20 protein-coding genes are annotated in these 20,989 nt (G+C 61.5%); 4 read left to right on the forward strand and 16 right to left on the reverse strand.

What is annotated here, in order from left to right; genetic code table 11:
- Window positions 1-115: 115 nt before the first annotated feature.
- Window positions 116-394 carry a PepSY domain-containing protein gene (locus tag J2046_RS27915; protein WP_210057370.1) on the reverse strand — a complete coding sequence of 93 codons (279 nt, stop codon included), beginning with the start codon at window positions 392-394 and terminating at the stop codon, window positions 116-118.
- Between the two features lie 135 nt (window positions 395-529).
- Between J2046_RS27915 and J2046_RS27920 the strand changes: the two genes are divergently transcribed.
- A complete protein-coding gene (locus J2046_RS27920; protein ID WP_210057371.1) occupies window positions 530-1,189 on the forward strand; it encodes a response regulator transcription factor in 660 nt (219 codons plus the stop codon).
- Window positions 1,186-2,553, forward strand: a complete 1,368-nt coding sequence (locus tag J2046_RS27925) for a sensor histidine kinase (RefSeq protein WP_210057373.1) — start codon at window positions 1,186-1,188, stop codon at window positions 2,551-2,553. The genes J2046_RS27920 and J2046_RS27925 overlap by 4 nt, the downstream gene beginning before the upstream one ends.
- 325 nt (window positions 2,554-2,878) lie before the next feature.
- Here J2046_RS27925 and J2046_RS27930 read toward each other — a convergent pair whose 3' ends face one another.
- The 14 genes from J2046_RS27930 to J2046_RS27995 form a co-directional block, all read right to left on the reverse strand.
- Complete coding sequence (locus J2046_RS27930) at window positions 2,879-4,444, reverse strand: ABC transporter substrate-binding protein (RefSeq protein ID WP_210057375.1); 1,566 nt, start codon at window positions 4,442-4,444, stop codon at window positions 2,879-2,881.
- A gap of 111 nt (window positions 4,445-4,555) precedes the next feature.
- On the reverse strand, window positions 4,556-5,311 hold the full coding sequence (locus J2046_RS27935) for a glycerophosphodiester phosphodiesterase (protein WP_233470345.1): 756 nt from the start codon (window positions 5,309-5,311) through the stop codon (window positions 4,556-4,558).
- Between the two features lie 9 nt (window positions 5,312-5,320).
- Window positions 5,321-6,202 (reverse strand): ABC transporter permease, encoded by an 882-nt coding sequence (locus J2046_RS27940; protein ID WP_210057377.1) that lies wholly within the window; start codon window positions 6,200-6,202, stop codon window positions 5,321-5,323.
- Complete coding sequence (locus J2046_RS27945; RefSeq protein ID WP_210057378.1) at window positions 6,199-7,149, reverse strand: ABC transporter permease; 951 nt, start codon at window positions 7,147-7,149, stop codon at window positions 6,199-6,201. The genes J2046_RS27940 and J2046_RS27945 overlap by 4 nt, the downstream gene beginning before the upstream one ends.
- Before the next feature lies 1 nt (window position 7,150).
- Window positions 7,151-8,200, reverse strand: coding sequence for an ABC transporter ATP-binding protein (locus J2046_RS27950; protein WP_210057379.1), 1,050 nt, complete (start codon window positions 8,198-8,200; stop codon window positions 7,151-7,153).
- The gene (locus tag J2046_RS27955) at window positions 8,197-9,201 is read right to left on the reverse strand and encodes an ABC transporter ATP-binding protein (protein ID WP_210057380.1); all 1,005 of its coding nucleotides are present in this window, start codon (window positions 9,199-9,201) and stop codon (window positions 8,197-8,199) included. Before J2046_RS27955 ends, J2046_RS27950 begins: the two co-directional genes overlap by 4 nt.
- Window positions 9,202-9,532: 331 nt before the next feature.
- Window positions 9,533-10,339, reverse strand: a complete 807-nt coding sequence (locus J2046_RS27960) for an ABC transporter permease (RefSeq protein WP_233470346.1) — start codon at window positions 10,337-10,339, stop codon at window positions 9,533-9,535.
- A gap of 91 nt (window positions 10,340-10,430) precedes the next feature.
- Entirely contained in the window at window positions 10,431-11,363 is a 933-nt protein-coding gene (locus J2046_RS27965; RefSeq protein ID WP_210057382.1) for an ABC transporter permease, read from the reverse strand.
- Window positions 11,363-12,373, reverse strand: coding sequence for an ABC transporter ATP-binding protein (locus tag J2046_RS27970; RefSeq protein WP_210057384.1), 1,011 nt, complete (start codon window positions 12,371-12,373; stop codon window positions 11,363-11,365). The genes J2046_RS27965 and J2046_RS27970 overlap by 1 nt, the downstream gene beginning before the upstream one ends.
- On the reverse strand, window positions 12,373-13,410 hold the full coding sequence (locus J2046_RS27975; RefSeq protein ID WP_210057386.1) for an ABC transporter ATP-binding protein: 1,038 nt from the start codon (window positions 13,408-13,410) through the stop codon (window positions 12,373-12,375). Before J2046_RS27975 ends, J2046_RS27970 begins: the two co-directional genes overlap by 1 nt.
- Window positions 13,407-14,261, reverse strand: coding sequence for a metallophosphoesterase family protein (locus tag J2046_RS27980; protein ID WP_210057388.1), 855 nt, complete (start codon window positions 14,259-14,261; stop codon window positions 13,407-13,409). The genes J2046_RS27975 and J2046_RS27980 overlap by 4 nt, the downstream gene beginning before the upstream one ends.
- Window positions 14,262-14,319: 58 nt before the next feature.
- A complete protein-coding gene (locus J2046_RS27985) occupies window positions 14,320-15,960 on the reverse strand; it encodes an ABC transporter substrate-binding protein (RefSeq protein ID WP_210057390.1) in 1,641 nt (546 codons plus the stop codon).
- A 167-nt stretch (window positions 15,961-16,127) separates the two neighbouring features.
- On the reverse strand, window positions 16,128-17,663 hold the full coding sequence (locus tag J2046_RS27990) for an alkaline phosphatase family protein (protein WP_233470337.1): 1,536 nt from the start codon (window positions 17,661-17,663) through the stop codon (window positions 16,128-16,130).
- The gene (locus tag J2046_RS27995) at window positions 17,650-18,477 is read right to left on the reverse strand and encodes a DeoR/GlpR family DNA-binding transcription regulator (protein ID WP_210057392.1); all 828 of its coding nucleotides are present in this window, start codon (window positions 18,475-18,477) and stop codon (window positions 17,650-17,652) included. Before J2046_RS27995 ends, J2046_RS27990 begins: the two co-directional genes overlap by 14 nt.
- Window positions 18,478-18,989: 512 nt before the next feature.
- Here J2046_RS27995 and trxC point away from each other — a divergent pair.
- Complete coding sequence (trxC, locus tag J2046_RS28000; RefSeq protein ID WP_233470338.1) at window positions 18,990-19,424, forward strand: thioredoxin TrxC; 435 nt, start codon at window positions 18,990-18,992, stop codon at window positions 19,422-19,424.
- A gap of 50 nt (window positions 19,425-19,474) precedes the next feature.
- On the opposite strand, the gene J2046_RS28005 is transcribed toward trxC, so the two are convergent.
- Window positions 19,475-19,933, reverse strand: a complete 459-nt coding sequence (locus J2046_RS28005; RefSeq protein ID WP_233470339.1) for a DUF302 domain-containing protein — start codon at window positions 19,931-19,933, stop codon at window positions 19,475-19,477.
- 93 nt (window positions 19,934-20,026) lie between these two features.
- Between J2046_RS28005 and J2046_RS28010 the strand changes: the two genes are divergently transcribed.
- The gene (locus J2046_RS28010; RefSeq protein WP_210057396.1) at window positions 20,027-20,974 is read left to right on the forward strand and encodes an MBL fold metallo-hydrolase; all 948 of its coding nucleotides are present in this window, start codon (window positions 20,027-20,029) and stop codon (window positions 20,972-20,974) included.
- Window positions 20,975-20,989: the final 15 nt, after the last annotated feature.

Genomic DNA, 20,989 nt, shown 5'->3' on the forward strand with positions numbered 1-20,989 from the left:
CCAAAGGCCGGAAGTGTGACTGTCCCTCGATCTTCACCTGCATGTCAGTGATCCGTTCTCTCAACGGCCGCGGCCTCTTTCATGCCATCTCCTTTGGGATTGGCGGCCATCGGGGTCACCGGTGGCCGTGGTGTTCCTCGATCTCGATGACATCGAGCGTCACTGGATCGATTTTCGCTTCGAAGCGACGACCGGTTTGGTCCGTGCCGTAGACCTCGTAGCAGCCGTCATCGATCTTGATGCGTCTCAGCGTCCAGCCGCGTTCCTCGGCAAGTGCGCGGACCGCCTCGCGTCCTTTCCAGTCGCGGAGCGGAGCGTCGCAATCTTCCCTTGCCTGGGCTGATGTTGCCGCCATGATTGCTAGGGCCACGGCTGGCAGGATGCCGGTCTTCATCGTCGTTTCCTCTCTTTGTCGGAACGATCATTCGGCCCGCAAACTGACCGCCACCTGACAGGCGCCGGGACTTTGCTTCAGCTTCCCGTAAGCTGCCGGGTGGACTAGAGAGGAGGGTAAAGGGAGAAATCCGGCATGAGAGTTCTGCTGATCGAGGACGACACGGCATTGGGGGCGGCTATCCGGGATCAGATCGCCGCGGATGGTCATTCCGTCGACTGGATGGGTCGCCTCGACGAGGCGCGCGATGCGCTCGCCACGGCCGCCTACGATCTCGTGCTGCTCGACTTGATGTTGCCCGACGGCCTCGGCATTCCCTTCCTCAAGGCCCTGAGGGCCCGCGGCGACGTCACACCCGTGATCATATTGACGGCGCTGGATCAGGTTTCCGACCGGATCTCCGGGCTGAACGCCGGCGCGGACGACTACTTGGTCAAGCCCTTCGACCTTGCCGAGCTCTCCGCCCGTATCGGCTCTGTCGCGCGTCGCTATACGGGGAACCCGAACCCGATCGTTACGCTTGGACCGCTGGAAATCGACCTCGCCGCCCGCAGCGTCAGGCTTAACGGCAAGCCGGTGGTTCTAACGGCGCGCGAATGGGTGCTGTTCCAGGCCTTCGTCCAGCGTCCCGGCCAGTTGCTGTCGAAATCGCAGCTTGAGGAACGGCTCTATTCCTTCGACCAGGAAATCGACAGCAACGCTATCGAGGTCCATGTCAGCCGCCTGCGCAAGAAGCTCGGCGCGCACGTGATCGAGACCGAGCGTGGACTGGGCTATCGATTGGGGCGGCCATGAAGATGATGTCCTCGCTTCAGGCCCGGCTGGCGATCGCAGTCGGCGTTTCCGTGACCATCCTTTGGCTCGCGGCCGCCATCGCCACCGCGCATCGACTCGGACAGGAAATGGAAGAGGTTTTTGACGACGGTCTCAAAACGACTGCGGAACGCATCCTGCCGATCGCCCGGCATGACCTGCGAGAGGGACATCCGGGACGTGAAAGCATCGCCGATGATGACGAAGACGACATCGGTCATGACGCGCGACCTGAACGAGAAGCTCGCTACGGTGAGGATGTCACCTTCCTCCTGCGCGACAAGCAAGGCCGTGTGTTGCTGAGTTCAAGGGGAGCGGACGCCTCGATCTTTCCTCCTTTTGAGAGACAGGGATTTTTCCGTACCCGGACACATCAGCTCTACTATACGGCAAGCGCAGACGGCAACTTGACCATCGCCGTGGCCGAGCCGCTGGATCACCGCCGGGAGCTGTCGCAGAAAATGCTGCTCGGTCTGCTGTTGCCGCTTCTGGTCGTCATCCCGCTCAGTCTGGTGGCGATCCTGTTCGCAGTCCGGGTTTCGCTGCGTCCGGTCCGCGCTCTCCGACAGGAACTGTCCTTGCGCAGAGCACAGGATCTGTCACCCTTGCCGGACAATGGCTTGCCGAGTGAACTCCGGCCCATTTCCTCCGGCATCAATCAGCTTCTCGCCCGGCTGAAGGCCGCTTTCGATGCCGAGCGCACCTTCGCGGCAGACGCTGCGCATGAACTTCGGACCCCCGTTGCCGGTGCCATCGCGCAGGCACAGCGCGTCCGCACCGAGACGAAGGAAGCGCTGACGGCGCAGCGTGCGAACGAGATCGAGACGACGCTCAAGCGGCTGATGCGCATGTCGGAGAAGCTGATGCAGCTCGCACGTGCAGAAGGTGGTAGGCTTCGTGCCGACGAGCCCTCCGACCTTCGGATCGTGGTCCGCATGATCGCCCAGGATTTCGAGCAGGCCGGCGAGAGGCGGCTCGCGCTCACCCTACCGGCGGCGCCTGTGCTGTCGCTGCTCGATCCCGACGCAGTTGGCATTCTCGCCCGCAATCTCATCGAAAACGCCTTGAAACATGGTGCGCAGGATCGTCCGGTCGAAGTGACGCTTGAGGCGGACGGCACGCTTTGCATTGCAAACGACGGACCGCCGCTTCCGGCCGGGGCGATGGACCGGCTAACGCGCCGGTTCGAGCGTGGCACTGGCAAGATCGGTGGTGCGGGCTTGGGACTCGCGATCGTCAAGGTAATCACCGATCGAGTGGGAGCCACCATCGACGTGATATCTCCTCGCCCCGTCATGAACCAAGGTGTTGAGGTCCGCGTGAGACTACCTGTCGTTTGCCAATGATCCGCGGTCGCCTTGGCGTTAGATCCGCATGCCGCCGACTTGGTATTTACAGCGCCCTGGCCAGTAAGCCGTCTGAGTTGATGCGACCCCGCAGGGAATCATGCGGCCCGCAGATATCGAGATATTGGCCCACGACGACGGCTACGCCGACCGGTTCATCGCCGATGATATCGCGACACGACATAACTTGTCATCGGCGATTGCCCGCCACGGAGCAGCGAGCTTGTCGTGGCAGGCGCATAGACAAGATTGTCGACGCTCTCGGGGTCCATTGAAGGCGAAATTGCCGGAATTGACGACCAAATCCGGCAATATTTCCCTCACCTCAGGACTGCGCAAACCGGAGATTGTCCGGCCGGAGGTCCATGAAATAGAACGTCGTCGGGCGCCAGCTGATCGAGCGCTTGATGGCATAGGCTTCGGAGGGCTGGTAGAGGATCGTGCCCGGAGCCTCTTCTTCCCATTGATCGAGCATCTTCACGAAGAGTTCCTTGCGCTTGGCCGGATCGATCTCGGCCTCCAGCGCGCGGCCGGCGTCATCAAATGCCTTGGCCGATGCCGCCTCCCAGATGCCAGCGGTCTGGATCTCGCCTGCCGGTCCCCAGGCTACCCAGAGGGCACCAAGCGGATCGGGCAGACGGGTGGAATTCGACCAGTTGAAAACCTGCGACCCCGGGCCGCGCAGCGCCGCCCCCTCGACCACCTGAAGCTCTGCGTTGATGCCGACGGCCTTCCACATCTCGATGAGAATCTGGGCAGCCTCCAAAGCGTTGGTATAGTAGCCGGCCTGGGTGCGATAGGTGATCTTCTGGCCGTTATAACCGGCTTCCTTGAGAAGGGCCTTCGACCTCTCCGGATCGTAAGGCAGCTTGCGGCCTTCGACATACATCTGGCCATATTCTGGATAGTTGTGGCTGGCTGGAACCTTCGCACTGCCGAGCCAGAGCGTGTCGACAAGCTTCTGACGATCGATCGCACTGGCCAGCGCCTGGCGCACACGCTTGTCGGCGAGAACGGGATCGCGGGTGTCGAAGACCAGGACATGCGAATTGGCCAGAACGACCGAACGCACGTCAATATCCTGATAGGCGCCGACGACAGCTTCTTGATCCGGTGGAATGTTGGTGATGAGGTCGAATTCACCGGAGACGAGGCCGGCGACGCGAGCAGCAAGCTCCGGAACCGCCCGGAACGTGACCCGCTTCGCAGTCGGTTTGCCGAGGAAGTAGTCGTCGAAAGCCTCGAGAACCGTGGCATCACTCTGGTTGTGCGAGACGACCTTGTAGGGACCTGTTGCAACCGGCGCACGTGAATAGCCTTCGAAGCCCATTTCTTCATAGGCACGCTTGCTGACGATCCAGGCACACCAGGAGGCGAGGCGCTGCTCAAGCAGGACATCCGGGACACGCGTCGTGAAGCGAACAGTGTATTTATCGACAGCTTTCACATCGGAAAGGATGCTGAAATAGGCTTTACCGCCGGGAATCTGAGCCTTTTCGCCACGCAGGCGACCATCGCGGAATGTATAGGCCACGTCCTCGGCCGTCAGCTCGTCACCATTATGGAACTTTACGCCCTGGCGCAGCGTAACGATGAGCTCGGACGGGCTCTTGCGCTCCCATGAGGTGGCCAGATGTGGCTTCAGTTCGGAACCACCGCCATCTGGAGAACCCAGGAAGTCTCGGCGGATCAGTGTGTCGAAGATCGAATAGGTTACACGCGTGCCGACATTTGAGAGTTCCCGCGCCGGTTCCAGCGTTGCGGGCAAAGCCGCAACGGCCACCGTGAAGTCGGGGCGCTCCCCGTCCGCAGCAAAGGCAAATGGAGCATTGAGGATGAATGGGGTGACTGCCGCCCCTTGCATGAAATGACGACGCTTGATCGAATACATGGAGTGCTCCAACGTTCCTGGAATATATTGGCGAAATTCGGATGGTGGCCTCCTGTTAGGCGGGCTTCATAACAGAGCGGTGACCCCAAAATGAACTTTAAATGACCGTTTTCAGACAGGTTGCGTCGCCTGTCCAATGACCTCAACCGCAAGTGAAGGATCATTGACCATAACTGCGTCAGGACCGTTGAAGCAGAGCTCCGCCAAGGCATCCGCGTTGATCAGCCCGACGCTGCCATCCATCGGATCGCCGGTCATGATCACCGTTTTCAAGCCGAGCCGCCGCAAGTTCGCGAGATTGCCGGCGGAAGCGTCCGCCTCCCAGAGTCGGGCCCAGGTCCCCCCGCGAAGTGCGAGCGCCGGATAGTCCCCGATGTTGGAAAACAGCCCGAGAGTCGGACATTGTGGAAGATGGCTGTGTACGACGTCGAATGTCTCGAGCGATCGCACCCCGAAAGCAATCCGCCCGTCAGCGGTCCTCGATTCCAGAACTGCGATGCATCGTTCCAGCGCTGCCTGTTCATGAAGCTTCGTATCAAGCAGGATGGAAGCGCGTCCGCCGATCATATCGATAGCGTCCGTCATTGCGACGACGCCGGGAAGAAGGCTGCGCAGCTCGTCCATGTCGAGCTCGGCAACCTTTCGCGGATCGCTGCAAAGACGTTTCAGGTCCGCATCATGAAAAGCGACCGGAATACCGTCCCGGCTGAGACGCAAATCGGTTTCGATGAAATCCGCCCCTGCCGCAATCGCCGCCTCGAAAGCCTCAAGGGTGTTTTCCGGCGCGACGGCGCTCGCCCCGCGATGGGCGCCAACAAGAGGCGAACGAGCGGGGTATCCGTTCCAGATTGTCGTGCGCAACGCCATACCTTTCAATTAGCCCTCTTTGTTGATGGTCGGATCGAGGCGATCCCGCAGCCAGTCGCCGAATAGGCTCATGGCCAGTGTTGTGAGGAAGATGATGATGCCGGGCAGAACTGCGATCCACCATGCGTTGAGCAGGTAGCGACGGCCCTCGCCGAGCATGAGGCCGAGTGACGTATCGGGAGGCTGGACGCCGAGACCGAGGAAGGACAGCGAGGTTTCAAGCAGGATCGTACCCGGGAAATTGAGCGTCGCCTGCACGACGAGCGACGCGGCGATATTCGGCAGTAGGTGCTGGAACACGACCCTCCCCGTTCCGGCGCCGAATGCCTCCACGGCACGGATGTAATCCGCAGTTTGCTCCGAAAGCACCAGCCCGCGCGCGAGGCGCGCATAGCGCTCCCATCCCTCGAAGCTCACCAGGATGATGAAGAGCACGATGTTGTTGCCGAAGAAGGCGAGAAAGGCGATGGCGATGAAAAGCGAGGGAAGCGCCGTTTGCACGTCACAGAGCATCATCGCGACCATGTCCACGATCCCGCGGAATCGCGCTGCAGCAAGTCCCATCAGCGTTCCCATGACTGCGCCGATCAGCGTGCCGAGGGTTGCGATCAGGATGGATGTCCGCAGGGCATAGATCATCCGGCTCAGCACGTCGCGGCCGAGATGATCGGTACCGAGCAGGTGATCCGCACTGCCGCCGGTCATGAAAGCTGGGGGCCGGAAGCGGGCGGTCAGGTCCTGCGTCGTATAGTGGATTGGCGCCAGCAAATCCGCGAATATGGCGATGAGGATCATGGCCAGGAGCCAGCCGATGCAAAGCACGATGACGGGTGACGCACCCCAGAGCCGCAGTGTCGAGCGGATGTCGACCTGTTCCGATGCACTGCTCATCCGGCACCTCCCAATGTCCGCGCGAGGGAGACCTTCGGATCCAGCAGCGCATGCAGAATATCGACGAAAAGATTGGAAAGGACGATGATCAGCGTGATCATCAAGATGACTGCCTGGACGACGGGTAGGTCACGCATGTTGACGGAATCGACCAGCAAGCGGCCGAGCCCCGGCCAGGCAAAGATGGTTTCGGTGACGACCGCGCCCGAGAGAATAAGGCCGATCTCGATACCGAAGAACATCAGGAGCGGTACCATGGCATTCGGCAATGCATGGCCGAGGATCACCGCCAGCTGGCCCAGCCCTTTCGCGCGGGCCGTGCGGATGAACGGTTTTCCCATTACTTCCAGCGTGGCAGTTCTGGCAAAACGGGCGACCCTGCCGGCAAGCGGCAGCGCCAGAGTGATGGTCGGCAGGATCAGGTGCACTGGGCTCGACGAACCGGAGGACGGGAGGACACGAAGCTGCAGCGCGAATACCAGGATCAGCAGGATGCCGAGGAAGAAGACCGGCATGGAATAACCGAGCACGGCTGCCGCTATCAGCGATCGGTCGACGGCGGTTCCGTGGCGAAGAGCGGCTGTGACGCCGAGCGACATCCCGATCAGTGTAGCGAGCAAAAAGGCCGAGCCGCCGAGGAGAATGGTCTTCGGTATCGCTCGCATGACCAATTCCGTTGCCGGTAGGTCGCTGGCGAAAGATTCACCGAGATCGCCGCGGGCAACGCGGCTGAGGAAGTTGAGATACTGGACGACAATCGGCCGATCGAGTCCCCACTGCACCCGGTATTCCTGGCGTATGTCCGGCGGTGTTTCCGGGGGCAGCAGCTCTTCGGAAGGGTCGCCGGCTGCGCGCAGGATCACGAAGACCAGAGTGACACACAAAAGCAGCGTGACCAGGGAACGGACGGCGCGAAAGCCTATCGCCTTCAGGCTCGACATTTTCATCTTACGCAACGTCCTCGCTGGCTGCTTCGACAGGATTCAAAGGCACGCGCGTTCGGGCAGGCGACGGGTCCGCCTGGTTTTCCGAAGGCGAACCGGCCAGATGGCAGGAAACTTTCCGACCGCCGCCAAGCTCGGCAAGCGCCGGCATCTCGCTTTTGCATCGGGCGACTGCGGCGGAGCAGCGCGGATGAAATGCACAGCCACTCGGTTGGTTTGCCGGATTGGGTGGCTCCCCCCGCAGCATGATGCGTCCGCCGAGCTTCGTGCCGGGAACCGGAGCCGCCGAAACGAGTGCACGCGTGTAGGGATGAGCCGGGCGAGCGAAGAGATCGTCCGCTTCTCCTTCCTCGACAATGCGTCCCAGATACATCACGGCGATCCGATGGCTGACCTGACGAACAACGCGGAGGTCATGACTGATGAAGATCATCGCCAGTCCCAATTCGGCCTGCAGATCGGACAGGAGATTGACGACCTGAGCCTGGATCGAGACATCGAGTGCGGAGACCGGTTCATCGCAGACCAGCAGGTCCGGGCGGGTGACCAGCGCCCGCGCCAGCACCACGCGTTGGCGCTGGCCGCCGGAAAGCTCATGCGGATAGCGGCGGGCAACCGCGTCGGACAGGCCGACCGCGCGCAGCAATTCGCTGACGCGGGTTTCGCGCTCCTGGAGGTTGCCGGCCTGATGGATGTCCAGCGGCTCCCGCATCTGCTTCGCAATCGGCAGTCGACGGTCGAGTGCGGCCAGCGGATCCTGATAGATCATCTGCATGCGCGTCCGTGATTTCCTCCATTCGGGCGAGCCGATGACGGGAAGCGGCCTACCGTCGAAAGAGATCGAGCCACGCGTCGGCGACTCAAGCCCGAGGAGGAGCCGTCCCGTCGTCGATTTGCCGGAGCCCGATTCTCCGACAATGCCGAGCGTCTCGTTACGGCCGACGGAAAGCGTCACATCCGAAACGGCATGGACGACGGAAGCATTGCCCCAGATATGCCGATTAAGCTCATAGCTGCGCGCGATATTCCTTGCGTGTAAAAGCGATGCACTCATGCTTCGATCCGCTGTTCTTTCTGCCTGGAATAACGGATCGCCGCGGACGGCTGCGCTTCGCTTACCAGGCAAGCGACACTATGGTCACGACCGATGCCGGCAAGCAGCGGAATCTGTTCATGGCATTGCGTCTCTGCAAATGCGCAGCGCGGGGCAAAGGAACAGCCGGCCGGCAGACTGCTCGCGTCCGGCACGGTTCCGCCGATCGCCGTGAGCCGTCGTCGCGGCCCATCGATGGCGGGCAAGGATCCCATGAGTCCTTGGCTGTAGGGATGCGCCGGGTGCTCGAAAAGGCGTTCCACCGGTGCCTCTTCGACGATGCGGCCGGCATACATCACCGCCACCCGATCACATACCTGCGATACGACGCCAAGATCGTGGCTGATAAGGACGAGCGCCATTCCGGTTTCGCGTTGGGTTAGCGCCAGGAGATCGAGGATCTGCGCCTGGATGGTCACATCGAGCGCCGTCGTCGGCTCGTCGGCGACCAGCAGATCCGGTTGTCCGGCAAGCGCCATGGCAATCATCACCCTCTGGTTCTGGCCGCCGGAAAATTCATGCGGATAGGCATTGAGTCGCCGCTCGGCATCGGGAATACCGACGAGATCGAGCAGCCGCTTCGCTTCCGCCTTGATCGCGGCACCGGACAGGCCGCGATGCAAGGCGAGCGTTTCGCCGATCTGGCGTTTCACCGTCAGCATCGGATTGAGCGCGCTGACGGGATCCTGGAAGATCATCGCGATGCGCCCACCGCGGATACCGGTGAGCTTGGAGTCGGGCATGTCGAGAAGATTCCGGTCATTCAGCATGACCCGGCCGGAGACTTTGGCCTTGGGAGGCAGGAGGCCTAGCGCTGCAAGCCAGGTCACCGATTTTCCCGATCCGGATTCACCCACGAGGCCAAGGGTCTCGCCTGGACCAATCGCCAGATCGATCCCGTGGAGAACCCTGACGCCGTTGAAGGAAACGGTTAGTTCTTCGAGCGTGATGCTGCCGCGCATGTTGGTCGCTCCTGCTTGGTACGGTGAAGGGGTCCGTCGGCAAACAGACAGACCATTCGTCAGCTAGACAAATCGACTCATCCGCGCATACCCCGGCACGCGCGGATCATGTTTTGGAATTTTCGACGATCGGCGACTGCAGGAAGACACCGCCGTCTCTTCCACTGCAAGCGCGCCATATGTCCGTTGGTGTGCAGCTACTAGCGGAGGCAGATGACCGTTGCATGACGGTCTGACGGAAAAGAGAAGCCACTTCGCCGTTTTCGAGTATGACCATAGCCCACGGATATCCATATCGTTTTCATTCCACTTGGATGCCTTCCGAGCTGCCTCACTTCACGGTCGGGTCGATCCGGTCGCGCAGCCAGTCGCCCATGATCGAGACTGACAGCGTTGTGACGACGATCACCGCTGACGGCATCAGCATGATCCACGGCGCCGACTGGATATAGTCGCGGCCGTAACCCACCATGTTGCCAAGGCTGGTCTGCGGTGGCTGCAGGCCGATGCCGAGGAAGGACAGGCTCGATTCCAGGAGGATGACGCCGGGAATGTTGAGCGTCATGGCAATCACGATCGTCGCGGAAATGTTGGGCAGGATATGGCGCAGATAGATGCGTCCGGGTGATGCGCCGATCTCGCGCGCAGCCGCCGCATAGCCTTGTGTATTGGCGGAAATGGCGAGACCACGTGCGATGCGCGTCACCTGTTCCCAGCCGTAGAGGCCGAGCAGCATGACGAAGATCGGCAGCGAATTGCCGAGGAAGGCGAGCACGGCGATCGCGATGATCATGAAGGGCATGGCAAGCTGTGCATCCACGATCGTCAGGACGACCTGGTCGACCCAGCCGCGGAAATAGGCGGCGATGAAGCCGAGCGTCACGCCGACGATCGTCGAAATGAGCGTGGCGCAAAGCGCGATCGTGATCGAAACACGGATCGAGGCGATCGCCCTCGACAACACATCGCGGCCGAGCTGATCGGTGCCGAGAACATGGTTGAAGGTACCACCGAAAAAGACCGGAGGTTTGAGCCGCGCCAGCACGTCCACGGCCATGAAATCATAGGGCGTCAGAAGCGGCGCGAAGATGGCGATGAAGACCATCAACCCCAGCCAGACAATCGCGAGGATGACCATGGGCGGCCAGGTCTGCAGAAAGGCCCGCAGCCCGCTTTTTTCGGTGAACACGCTGCCATCGGTCGAAAGTCCGTCCTGTTCGATGGCCATGTCACGCCGCCTGTGTTTTGCCGCCGCGCATGCGCGGGTCGATCAGACCGTAGAGAAGGTCGATGAAGAGATTGGAGAAGACCATCATCACGCCGATCAGAAGCAGGATGACCTGCACCACCGCCAGATCGCGTGACTGCACCGAAGAGACCAGCAGCCGGCCGATGCCGGGCCAGGAGAAAACGCTCTCTACGACGACTGCCCCGCCCACAACATTGCCCAGCATGAAACCGAAGACAGTTACGATCGGTATCGCCGCATTCGGCAGAACATGCCGTGTCACCACCTGTTTCGAGCGGACACCCTTGGCGGCTGCGGTGCGCACGAAAGGCCGTCCGAGCACTTCCACCATGGAAGAGCGGGTATAGCGTGCGACTGTCGCCGCTCCCGCAATGCTCAGCGTCGCGATCGGCAGGATCATGTGGTAAGGCGTCGCATAGCCGCCGGAGGGTAGCCAGCGGAGTTGCACCGCGAAGATCAGCGCCAGGACCAGGGCCAGGACGAAGGCAGGCACGGTGAAGCCGAAAACGGAGGCCGACATGATCAGCCTGTCGAAGGTCGAGTTGCGGTAGAGCGCCGCGGTCATGCCGGCAGCAACGCCGATGATCGTCTTGAGGAACAGCGTCGGCACCATGATCCACAGCGTCGCCGGCAGGCGGGCCAGCACGGTTTCCATTGCCGGCCGGTTCTCGCGCATGGAGTTGCCGAGGTCGCCGTGAAGGACGGCGATGATATAGCGATAGAATTGCACCCAGATCGGCTGATCGAGTCCCCATTCGTGACGGAACGCATCGACCACTTCCTGCGGCGTGGCCGGATCGAAGAAGCGTTCGGCCGGATCGCCCGCAAGTCGGAGGACGATAAAGGCGAAGGTGACGATGATGAACAGCGTCACCAGGGCGCGCAGGAAACGCGTCGAGACGAATTGCAACATCAGGCAGCCTCCCCATCGGCAACCGCTACGCGGGCGGTCGACGGATTGTTGACGAGATGGCAGGCAACCGCCCGCCCGCCTTCCGACATGAGTTCCGGTCGCTCGATGCGGCAGACGGGCTTCACCTGCGGGCAGCGGGTATGGAAGGGACAGCCGGGCGGAACATTGACCGGGTTCGGCGGATCGCCGGCCAGGATGATGCGCTCACGCGCCGACCGACCCTTTCGCGGCACGGCGGAGACGAGCGCGCGGCTGTAAGGATGCAGCGGCTGATGGAAGACCTCGTCCGGCCGGCCGATCTCGACAATGCGCCCGAGATACATGACCGCCACCCGGTCGGCGATCTGGCGCACCACCTTCAGATCGTGGCTGATGAAGACGCCGGTAAAGCCGTTGCGGGCACGAACATCCTGGAAGACATTCAGAACCTGCGCCTGAACCGAGACGTCAAGCGCGGAAACCGGCTCGTCACAGACCAGGAGTTCCGGTTCCATGACCAGCGCCCTGGCGATGATGACGCGCTGCCGCTGGCCGCCGGAAAGTTCGTGCGGGAACCGATCGCCGTGGTGCGAGGAAAGGCCGACATTGCCCATCACCGCCCTTACTTTGGCACGACGTGCATCCCGAGTAATGTCCGGGAAATGAACAATGAGCGGCTCGCCGATCTGCTCCCCTATGGTGATGCGCGGATCGAGCGCGCCGAGCGGATCCTGGTAGATCATCTGCATGCGCCGGCGCATCCGTCGCCAGGCGAGATCAGGCACCGCGCCGACCTTCTCGCCGCCGAACACGACCTCGCCCGAGGTTGCCGAGATGTGGCCGAGCAGCAGCCTCGCCGTGGTGGATTTGCCGCTGCCGCTTTCGCCGACGATGCCGAGCATCTCACCCGGTGCCACGTCGAAAGTCAGTCCATCAACCGCTTTCAGTGTTTTTGTGCGGGCAAACAGATTGCCCCGCTGGCGGAGCCTGTAATGGCGCGTGAGGTTCTTGACGGTAAGCTGACCTTTCATCACACCAACTCCGCAGCGATCTCTACAGGGGCAGGCAGGTGAGCATTGGCCGGCGGTAGTAAGTCGCCGAGCTTCACGCAGGCGGCCCTGTGGCGTCCGCCTGTCCCGGCATCGATCATCGTCGGCACGGCCCGCTGGCATTCGGGACCGGCAACGGCGCATCGGGATAGGAAAGTACAGCCGGACGGCAGCCGGTCCGGCGGCGGCACAGAGCCCGGAATGGCGAGAAGCCTCTGGCGCGGCCCGTCGATCGATGGAATGGCATCGATCAACCCACGCGTATAAGGATGAGCAGGATTGTCAAAGAGATCAGCGGTCGGGCTGTCCTCCACGATACGACCGCAATACATCACCACCACCCGCTCGGTCATTTCGGCAACCATCCCGAGATCGTGGGAGATCAGAACCAATGCCATGTTGCGCTCGCGGCGCAGATCATCGAGGAGGTCAAGGATCTGCGCCTGGATGGTGGCATCGAGCGCCGTCGTCGGCTCGTCGGCGACAAGCAGGTCCGGATTGCCGGCAAGCGCCATGGCGATCATCACCCGCTGGTTCATGCCGCCGGAAAATTCGTGCGGATATTCACCAAGCCGCTGGCGAGCATTGGCGATACCGACGCGGTCGATCAGCCGCTCGGCCTCCCTGCGGGCCGCCGCGCCGGTCAGGCCCTGATGCAGGCGCAGCGCCTCACCGAGCTGCCAGCCGATCTTGTGAAGCGGGTTGAGCGAGCTCGAGGGGTCCTGGAAGATCATCGCGATGCGGCCGCCGCGGATTTCGCTGAGCCGGGCATCGTCGGCGCCAAGGATTTCCCGCCCTTCAAGCCTTGCGGAGCCACCGACCCGGGCGTTACGACCGAGAAGTCCCAGCACCGCCATCCAGGTGATCGACTTGCCGCAGCCGGATTCGCCGACGATGCCGAGCGCCTCGCCGCGCTTGAGTGTGATATCGATACCGTGCAGCGCACGGGTGAAGCGATAGCGGCCTTCAAACTCGACGGTGAGGCCACGGATATCCATGAGATCGGTGGATCCGGTCATGCGGCTGCCTCCGTGGCTGGATCATTGGGGGATACAGGAACGCCAGGCCCGACCTGCAGCAGATGCCGCTCGGCGCCTTCGAGGATGACGCAGCTCAGCACCTGCCGCATATAGGCGCCGGTATCGACATTGATGCGGTTCGGGAGGCTCTCGACCTCCTGGCGCGGCGTATGGCCGTGAACCACCACCTTGCCGAAGTTCTTCCGCGAGAGGAGAAATTTGTCGCGTATCCACGTGAGGTCCTCAAACCGCTGATCGGCAAGCGGACGATCCGGGTCGACGCCGGCATGGGCGAAGAAATAGTCCCCATCGTCGTGCCACAATGGCAGCGAAAGCATGAATTCCTTGTGACGAATGGGGATTATGGCCGCAAACATCTGCTGCAATGCGACGGCGCGGCCGATATCGGCAACGCCCGCGAGAATGTCGCCTTCCTTCAGCCCGTAGGAGACGAGCGTTTCAAGCCCACCCTTCACCGCCCAGGCCGAGAGGACCGAAGGATCGGTCAGGAAGGTCGCCAGCCAATGATCGTGATTGCCGCGCAGACACATGATCTCGATGCCATCACGCCACCGCTCCTGAGCCCTGATGATCGCTTCGACAACGCCCGCCGAATCCGGTCCGCGATCGATGAGGTCGCCGAGGAAGATGATCAACGCCCGGTCCGCCGGATGGCGCTTCATGTCCTCGGCGATCGCAATCCACATGGCTGCGAGAAGGTCTGCTTGACCATGCACATCACCGACCGCGTAGACGCGTCCGCCAGAGATCGCAGGATTGACGGCATCCTCGAATTCCGGCCAGGGCTCTCCCTGACGTTCAATGGCAAGCGGTCGGCGATGATGGCGCATGGCAACGAGAGCTCCGGATGACAAAAGCGGGGCGCTGAAGCACCCCGCCGCCCTTTGATTACTTCTTGATCAAGAAGGAGCCCGGACGGAAATCCATCACGAACATCGCCGACGGCTTCCACTGGATGTCGGCGCGCTTGCCGTACAGAATGGCGTTCTGGTGCAGGACGACCATCGCCGGATCCTCCGACTCGATGATATCCAGTGCTCGGGCAAAGGCCTTCTTCACCTCAGCCTTGTCGGTCGAGGTATTCAGTACATCACAGAGCTTGTCGAACTCGTCGTTCTGCCACATGCCGCTCTTCGGATTGGTTTTTGTGTTGTAGGAGCCATAGGGGCAATTGTTGGCCAGCAGCGCGACCGGATAAGCGAAATAGGCCGTGTTGGACAGGTCCTGCATCATCCGATCCGGAGCCGGATCGTTCGGATTGTCTATCACCGAGAAGTCGATGTTGAAGCCGATCTTGCGCAGGTTGTCGAGGTCGAACTGGGCGACGGTCAACTCGTTCGGATAATAGTCGTTGTGGACGCGATAAGTGATCTTCTCGCCCTTGTAGCCGGCTTCTGCGAGAAGCTTCTTGGCAAGCTCCGGATCATAGGCCGGCGACTTGAAGTCCTCGACGAAAAGATCGCCGAACAGCTTGTGCTGGAAGCCCTGCGGCACAGCGGTCATATCACCCCAGAGCGAGTTGACGATCGTGTCGCGGTCGATCGAGTGCGATAGCGCCTGGCGGACCAGCTTGTTCTTCAGCGGACCATTGTTGGTGTCGAGCGCGATGAAGCGGATATTGGCGACAGGCCCGCCGACGACGTCAAAATCCTCGGTATTCTTCAAGAGCGGAACCTGGTCCGGGCCGAGGTCGCTGACGATATCGTATTCGCCGGACATCAGGCCGTTCACGCGGCTCGCCGCTTCCGGGACGACCATGAAGTCGAGTTTGGCGATCGGCGGCTTGCCGCCCCAGTAATCGTCATGGGAAACGAGATGGATTGCCGAACCCTGGTCGACGCCGACAACCTTGTAGGGGCCGGTCGCAACAGGATGAAGCGCGTAGTCTGCCCAGGACTTGGCCTGCTGGAAACCGCGCTTGGAAATGATTGCCGCATAGTTGACGCGGGCAAGACGGGCTTCCGTATCGAGCGTCGCCTTTTCCATGACGAAGCGAACCGTATAGTCATCGACCTTCTCGACCGACTTCAGCAGCGGCCATTCCGACTTCCGGTTGGCGGCGGTGATGGCCGGCGGGACGATGCCCTTCGTGCCGTCGGCGCGGGTGAAGGTTGTTTGGCCGGCCTCGCGGGCTTTGACCTGTTCCGGCAGGCGGCCGTAACGTTCGTCGGAAAACGAGAAGACAACGTCATCGGCCTTCATCTCGTCGCCGTTATGGAACTTGACGCCATGGCGGAGCTTCACTTCCAGCGTCGTGTCGTTCAGCCACTTCCATTCGGTGGCGAGGCCGGGCCGGGAGCTAAGATTGGGGTCGGAAAGATCAAGCTCGATGAGCTGCTCAAAGATCATGTTCTGGTATTTGCGGGCGGCGGTTCCGCCGTTGTCGCTCGTATCGAGCGTACCGGCCGTGCCCATGCTCTGCAGAGCGACCGTGATATTGGGCCGGTCCTCGGCAAAGGCGGCATGGGAAAGGAAAGTACCGGCGAGCAGAACGCCCGGAAGCGACAGGTTTTTGAGGTTCTGGATCATTGCGAAATCTCCTTCAAGGGGACATGCAGTGGGAAATGAGACCGCCTTGTCGAGCGGCATGGCTTCGCCGCTCGCCGGCAGGCTCTGTCCCGCCGACGCTCGGTATCTCAAGATCTCGATGTATTACCGGGACGCCCGGTCAGGCCGGGCGCATCCTTATGGAACGATCAATCCTGCAGTTCTGCGACCCTTGCAGTCTCCACTCCGGCCGCCATTTCGGTCACAAGATCAGCTTCGTCGACATAGGGGCGCTCGCCGACATGACCGACAATGATGCGCGACACCTTGCCGTCGATTGCCGCCGTGAATTCCTTCACGACCGGGGCCGGCACGGCTTCACCGTCTTCGAGGAGCTCGAACATCGGCCGGCCGGTCATGCTGGCTGCAGGTTCGAGGCCAAGAAGCGCGAGAATGGTGGGCGCAATATCGTAAATCGCCGTGCGCGAGGCGACGACCTCACCGCCGCTCTTCAAGCCGGCGCCCTCACCGATCAACACGGCCGCCAGTTCCGCGGCATGCAGACCTCCGTGCGACCCGCCGCCGAGCGGGATGCCGCTGTAGCTGCCTGCGTCGCAGATCGACGTGCCCGGAACGCCGAATTCGTTTTCGGCGTCGGTGCCTCGAAGGTTGATGTAGAGGTCCGGTGCACGGCCATGCGCGGCACCGGTCAGTTCCAGCGCCAGCGTGCCGGCGATGATGCCCTCCTGCGCACCCGGCTCGACCGCCCGGGTGAACGTGGCACCATACCAGGGCTGCGCGGCGAGCGCATCGAAAACGCCCTGCAACAGGCCCTTGTCAAATTGCTTGAGCCAGAAGCCAGGTGCGCGCCCCCGCCGATAAAGCACGTCGATGTCGTTGTCGAAGCGTGTGTCGGCGGCGATGCCGGCCTGCTTAAGGGCATCGCCGACGGAAATGAATTCGTTGATTGTCGAGTGGCCGTGGTCGGAGGTGACGAAGATGGCAATGTCGTCCTTTTCCGGCTGCCTGTCGCGCCATTCGAGAAGATTGCCGATCGCCGCATCGCAATCGCGCATCGAGGCAAGCATACCTTCGGCGCCGAGACCATGACGATGCGAAGCGCTGTCCACTTCGGTGATCCAGATGATCGCGGCCGCCGGCTTTCTCTGCGGCCAGACGGTATCGGTGAAGGCGGCAACGGCCTGGCGTTCGGCGCCACGGTCGAAGCCGTTGGCCGGAACCCGGTGCTGCTCGGCTATGTCTACGGCGAGCTCGGGCGGGAAGCCGATCGCCGGATGGCGGACGTTGAAGCCAGCTTGTCCCCAGTCCGCCCCTTTCCAGTTGAGCGCAGTGAACGAACCCTGCCCGCTCGAATTGACCACCGCGAAGGATTTGCCGTTCTTAGCGAGGGTTTCGGAAAGATTGGTGGCCGTCACCATGCCGCCGACGATGCGGCGCTCGCCGGCGCGCCAGTCGTGGACCGTATCCGTACCGGTCAGGCGGCCCGAGCCGTCGCGGGAATAGAACTCATTGCCGAGGATACCCGTCGTTTCGGGGCGGGCACCGCTCGCAAGCGCAGTGAGCGCCCCGCGCGTCTCGCTCGGGAACACCGTGCGATGATCCTTGCTCGACACGCCCCGAGCCCGCATGGCGGCGAGATTGGGCATGGTGGTTTCGTTGATCATGTCGGGGCGCAGGCCATCGATGCCTACAACGATTACATGGCGGATATCAGCCATTGTCATTGACCTTTTCTTGCAGGTGCGGAAGTTCGGACACCTCGGGTGAGGCGGATTGCTCGGGATAGAACACGCTGGCGCCCGCCTCGGTCAGAAGCCCGGCAAACGGCTCGTCGAGCGGCATATCGGTCACGAAGGTTTCTATGCCGGCGAACGGAATGCTGCGATAGCGGCCGACTGCGCCGATCTTGGTGTGATCGCCGACATAGATGCTGGCGCGGCTCTGCGTCGCAAGCCGGGTCTTCAGCTCCATATTGTGCTTGGTCCGCTCCACGAGCCCGAACTCAGCGTCGAGTCCATAGACGCCGATGATCGACAGGTCGAAGCTGCAATTGCGGATCGCGCCGAACACTTCGTCGCCGAACAGCGTCTTGGCGTTCCAGTCGTAATCGCCGCCGGTCAGGATCACCTTATGGCGCTGGCCCGCCTGCAGCGCGTCGCCGATCGCCGGCATGTTGGTCATGACAGCGACCGGCGGACCGTTGCGCATCGCCTGCGCGACCGCAAGAACCGAACTCCCGCCCGTCATGAAGATCCACTGGTCCGGCTGGATCATCGCCGCCACCAGCGTGCCGATCGCCTGCTTTTCAGCACGTTCCATGTTGACGCGCTCGTCAAGTGCCGCCTCGCGGCCGGATGGAATGGCTCCACCATAGACCCGCTGCAGTGATCCGCCCCGCTCCAGGGCAACCAGATCGCGGCGGATCGTCTCGGTCGATACCCCGAAGGTTTCGGCAATCGCGCTGATCGACATGCCGCTGCCGCCATTGACCAGGCGGATGATGGTTTGGTGTCGGCTGGCTGCCGGAATCTTCGACATAGACGATCGCCTCTTCTGATGGCGCTGTTCTAGGACGCAAACATTGCAGCGGCGTGACACATTTTTGAACTTATGTTGTCAGTTCAACAAAGCCACACAAACTCCCACATTTTCCTCCGAGCATTGTCCAACGCTCAGTTCAGATAAGTGCATCTAACTGAGCCGAACATACGCGCATATCCGGACTGCTCGACCGCAATTGCAACCAAGCCCTCGCCTTCAATTCGTAGGCACACCCTCGTTCGTCATCGGCGGGACAACCTTCGGCAGCGTCCTGGATAAAAAGGGACTGAAGGTGGCGATCGCCGAGGCCCGGGCAGCCTGATTCATGATTGCAGGAAAGTTGGGGCTTGGCCGAACGCAGTCCGCCTCAACATCCTCGGCGCCGCACTGGACACGTTACCCAGTCCCGTTGCGGACGATTGTTTCAGATCAATGAAACTGACCATGGATAGGATACTCCAAAACCGATACCGCGGGGTGGTAATGGACACCCGTCGCACGGAGGCATTATGGCGAAGATCGTCCCCTGCCCCAGCTGTGGGCAACTTAACCGGCTGGATGACAAGCGGGATAGAAAATTGGCCCATTGCCCGGCCTGCAAGTCGCCTCTTTTCACCGGCCGGCCGATCTCCCTGCACAAGGGAAATTTCGACCATCAGACTGGCTCCGACGATCTCCCGGTAGTCGTCGACTTTTGGGCATCGTGGTGTGGTCCCTGTCGTGCAATGGCTCCTGCCTTCGAGGCCGCTGCCGCTGATTTCGAGCCCAGGGTGCGATTCGCTAAGGTGGACACCGAAGCGGAACAAGGCCTTGCTCAAAAATACGGAATTCAGGCCATTCCCACCCTGATATTGTTCAAGGGAGGAAGGGAACTCGCCCGGCGCAGCGGCGCAATCAGTGCCGGCGCGCTGAGGGAATGGCTGGAGCAAGCCGGCGTCGCATAAACTACCGATCTGCAGCAAGCTCCGAGCATCTGATTGGTGCGCTTATCCTGTCAATTACCGGATGCCTCGCGCACGATGTCGTCAAGGATGCTGTTGACGTCATCCCGGGCCTCTCCTTCCGGTAGTCGGCGAAACCCGACCTTCACCGTTCCGGGCGCTGCCTCTGCCTCATAAACAAAGAGCACGTAGGGACAGAAGCCGATGTTTGCGAGATCTGCCTCCATTGCCTTGCGGGAGACGGTCGCCGAACAGAACTGCATGAACTCCGCCTCGCGGTAGAGCACTTTCCCGGCGCCGACATCGCCTGCCGTACGCGCCAGCATCTCGGCGACGTGGCCGTGATAGTCCACCACATAGCCTCGATTGACGATAGCGTCCTCCAGATCCGCCAGTACCTCCGCAAAGGGTGCCTTGCTTTCATAGACCTTCAGAACGTCCGACGCCGTTGCCCCGGTACACCCCAGTGCCGCCGGCACAGCGATCAGCGATGCCATCACGATCTTTATCATCTTCTCCTCCCATATCCTCATCGCAGAAAAGATCAGCCTAGCCGAGACTTCAAAAACATGCAAAAATATAAATGTATAAATAGGAGGAGCATTATGGCGTCGTTGAGTGTCTATGAGGCACCGGGGCGATCAAGCCGCAGGGGGTTTCTGGCGGGCAGTCTCGCCCTTGCGGCATCCGCAGGCCTGACAAGGCCGGCTCATGCGGTCGGTCGAGTCTCGATGGGCGACAGCGAACTCATCACGGTCAGCGACGGAACACTGACGTTACCCATGGGATTCCTGTTTCCGGATGTTCCAAAGGATGAATTGCAGTCGTTCCTGATCGCCCAAAACATGCCGACCGATGCTCTGCATCCAGGCTGCAACGTAACGCTGCTCAGGCAGAAAGAGCGTCTGGCCATATTCGACGTCGGCTCAGGCGCCAATTTCATGCCGTCCGCCGGAATGCTTATCGACAATCTCGCCGCCGCCGACATCGACCCCGACAGCGTCACCGATGTTGTCTTCACCCACGCGCATCCGGATCACCTTTGGGGCGTAACCGATGATCTGGACGAGTTGGTCTTTGCCAATGCCCGTTATCACATCGGGCAAGCGGAATGGGACTTCTGGTCTTCGCCGAATGCCCTGCAAACCGTCTCGCCGGATCGGCAGACCTTTGTGGTCGGCGCCCAGAACAGGTTTGCCGCACTGACGGACCGGATCGCGTTCCTCAAGCCCGGGCGGGAGATCCTGTCAGGGGTCGAGGTCATCGATACCGCCGGCCATACACCGGGGCATCTGTCCTTCATGGTCCATGGTAGCGGCGACCAGACACTGATTGCAGGCGACGCGCTCAGCAATACGGCCATATCTTTCCGACATCCGGAATGGCGTATGCGGAGCGATCATGATCCGGAGCGCGGCGTCGCGATGCGCCGGCAGTTGCTTGCTCGCCTCGCAGGCGACAAGGCGCGGATTATCGGCTATCACTTTGACCACGAAGGAATTGGCCGCGTGGAGCGACGAGAAGGTGCCTACGCTTTTGTACCGGCGGCCTGAGCGGCGACCGTCTCG

The organism is Neorhizobium petrolearium (assembly GCF_017873175.1).
GTDB classification, from domain to species: Bacteria; Pseudomonadota; Alphaproteobacteria; order Rhizobiales; family Rhizobiaceae; genus Neorhizobium; species Neorhizobium petrolearium.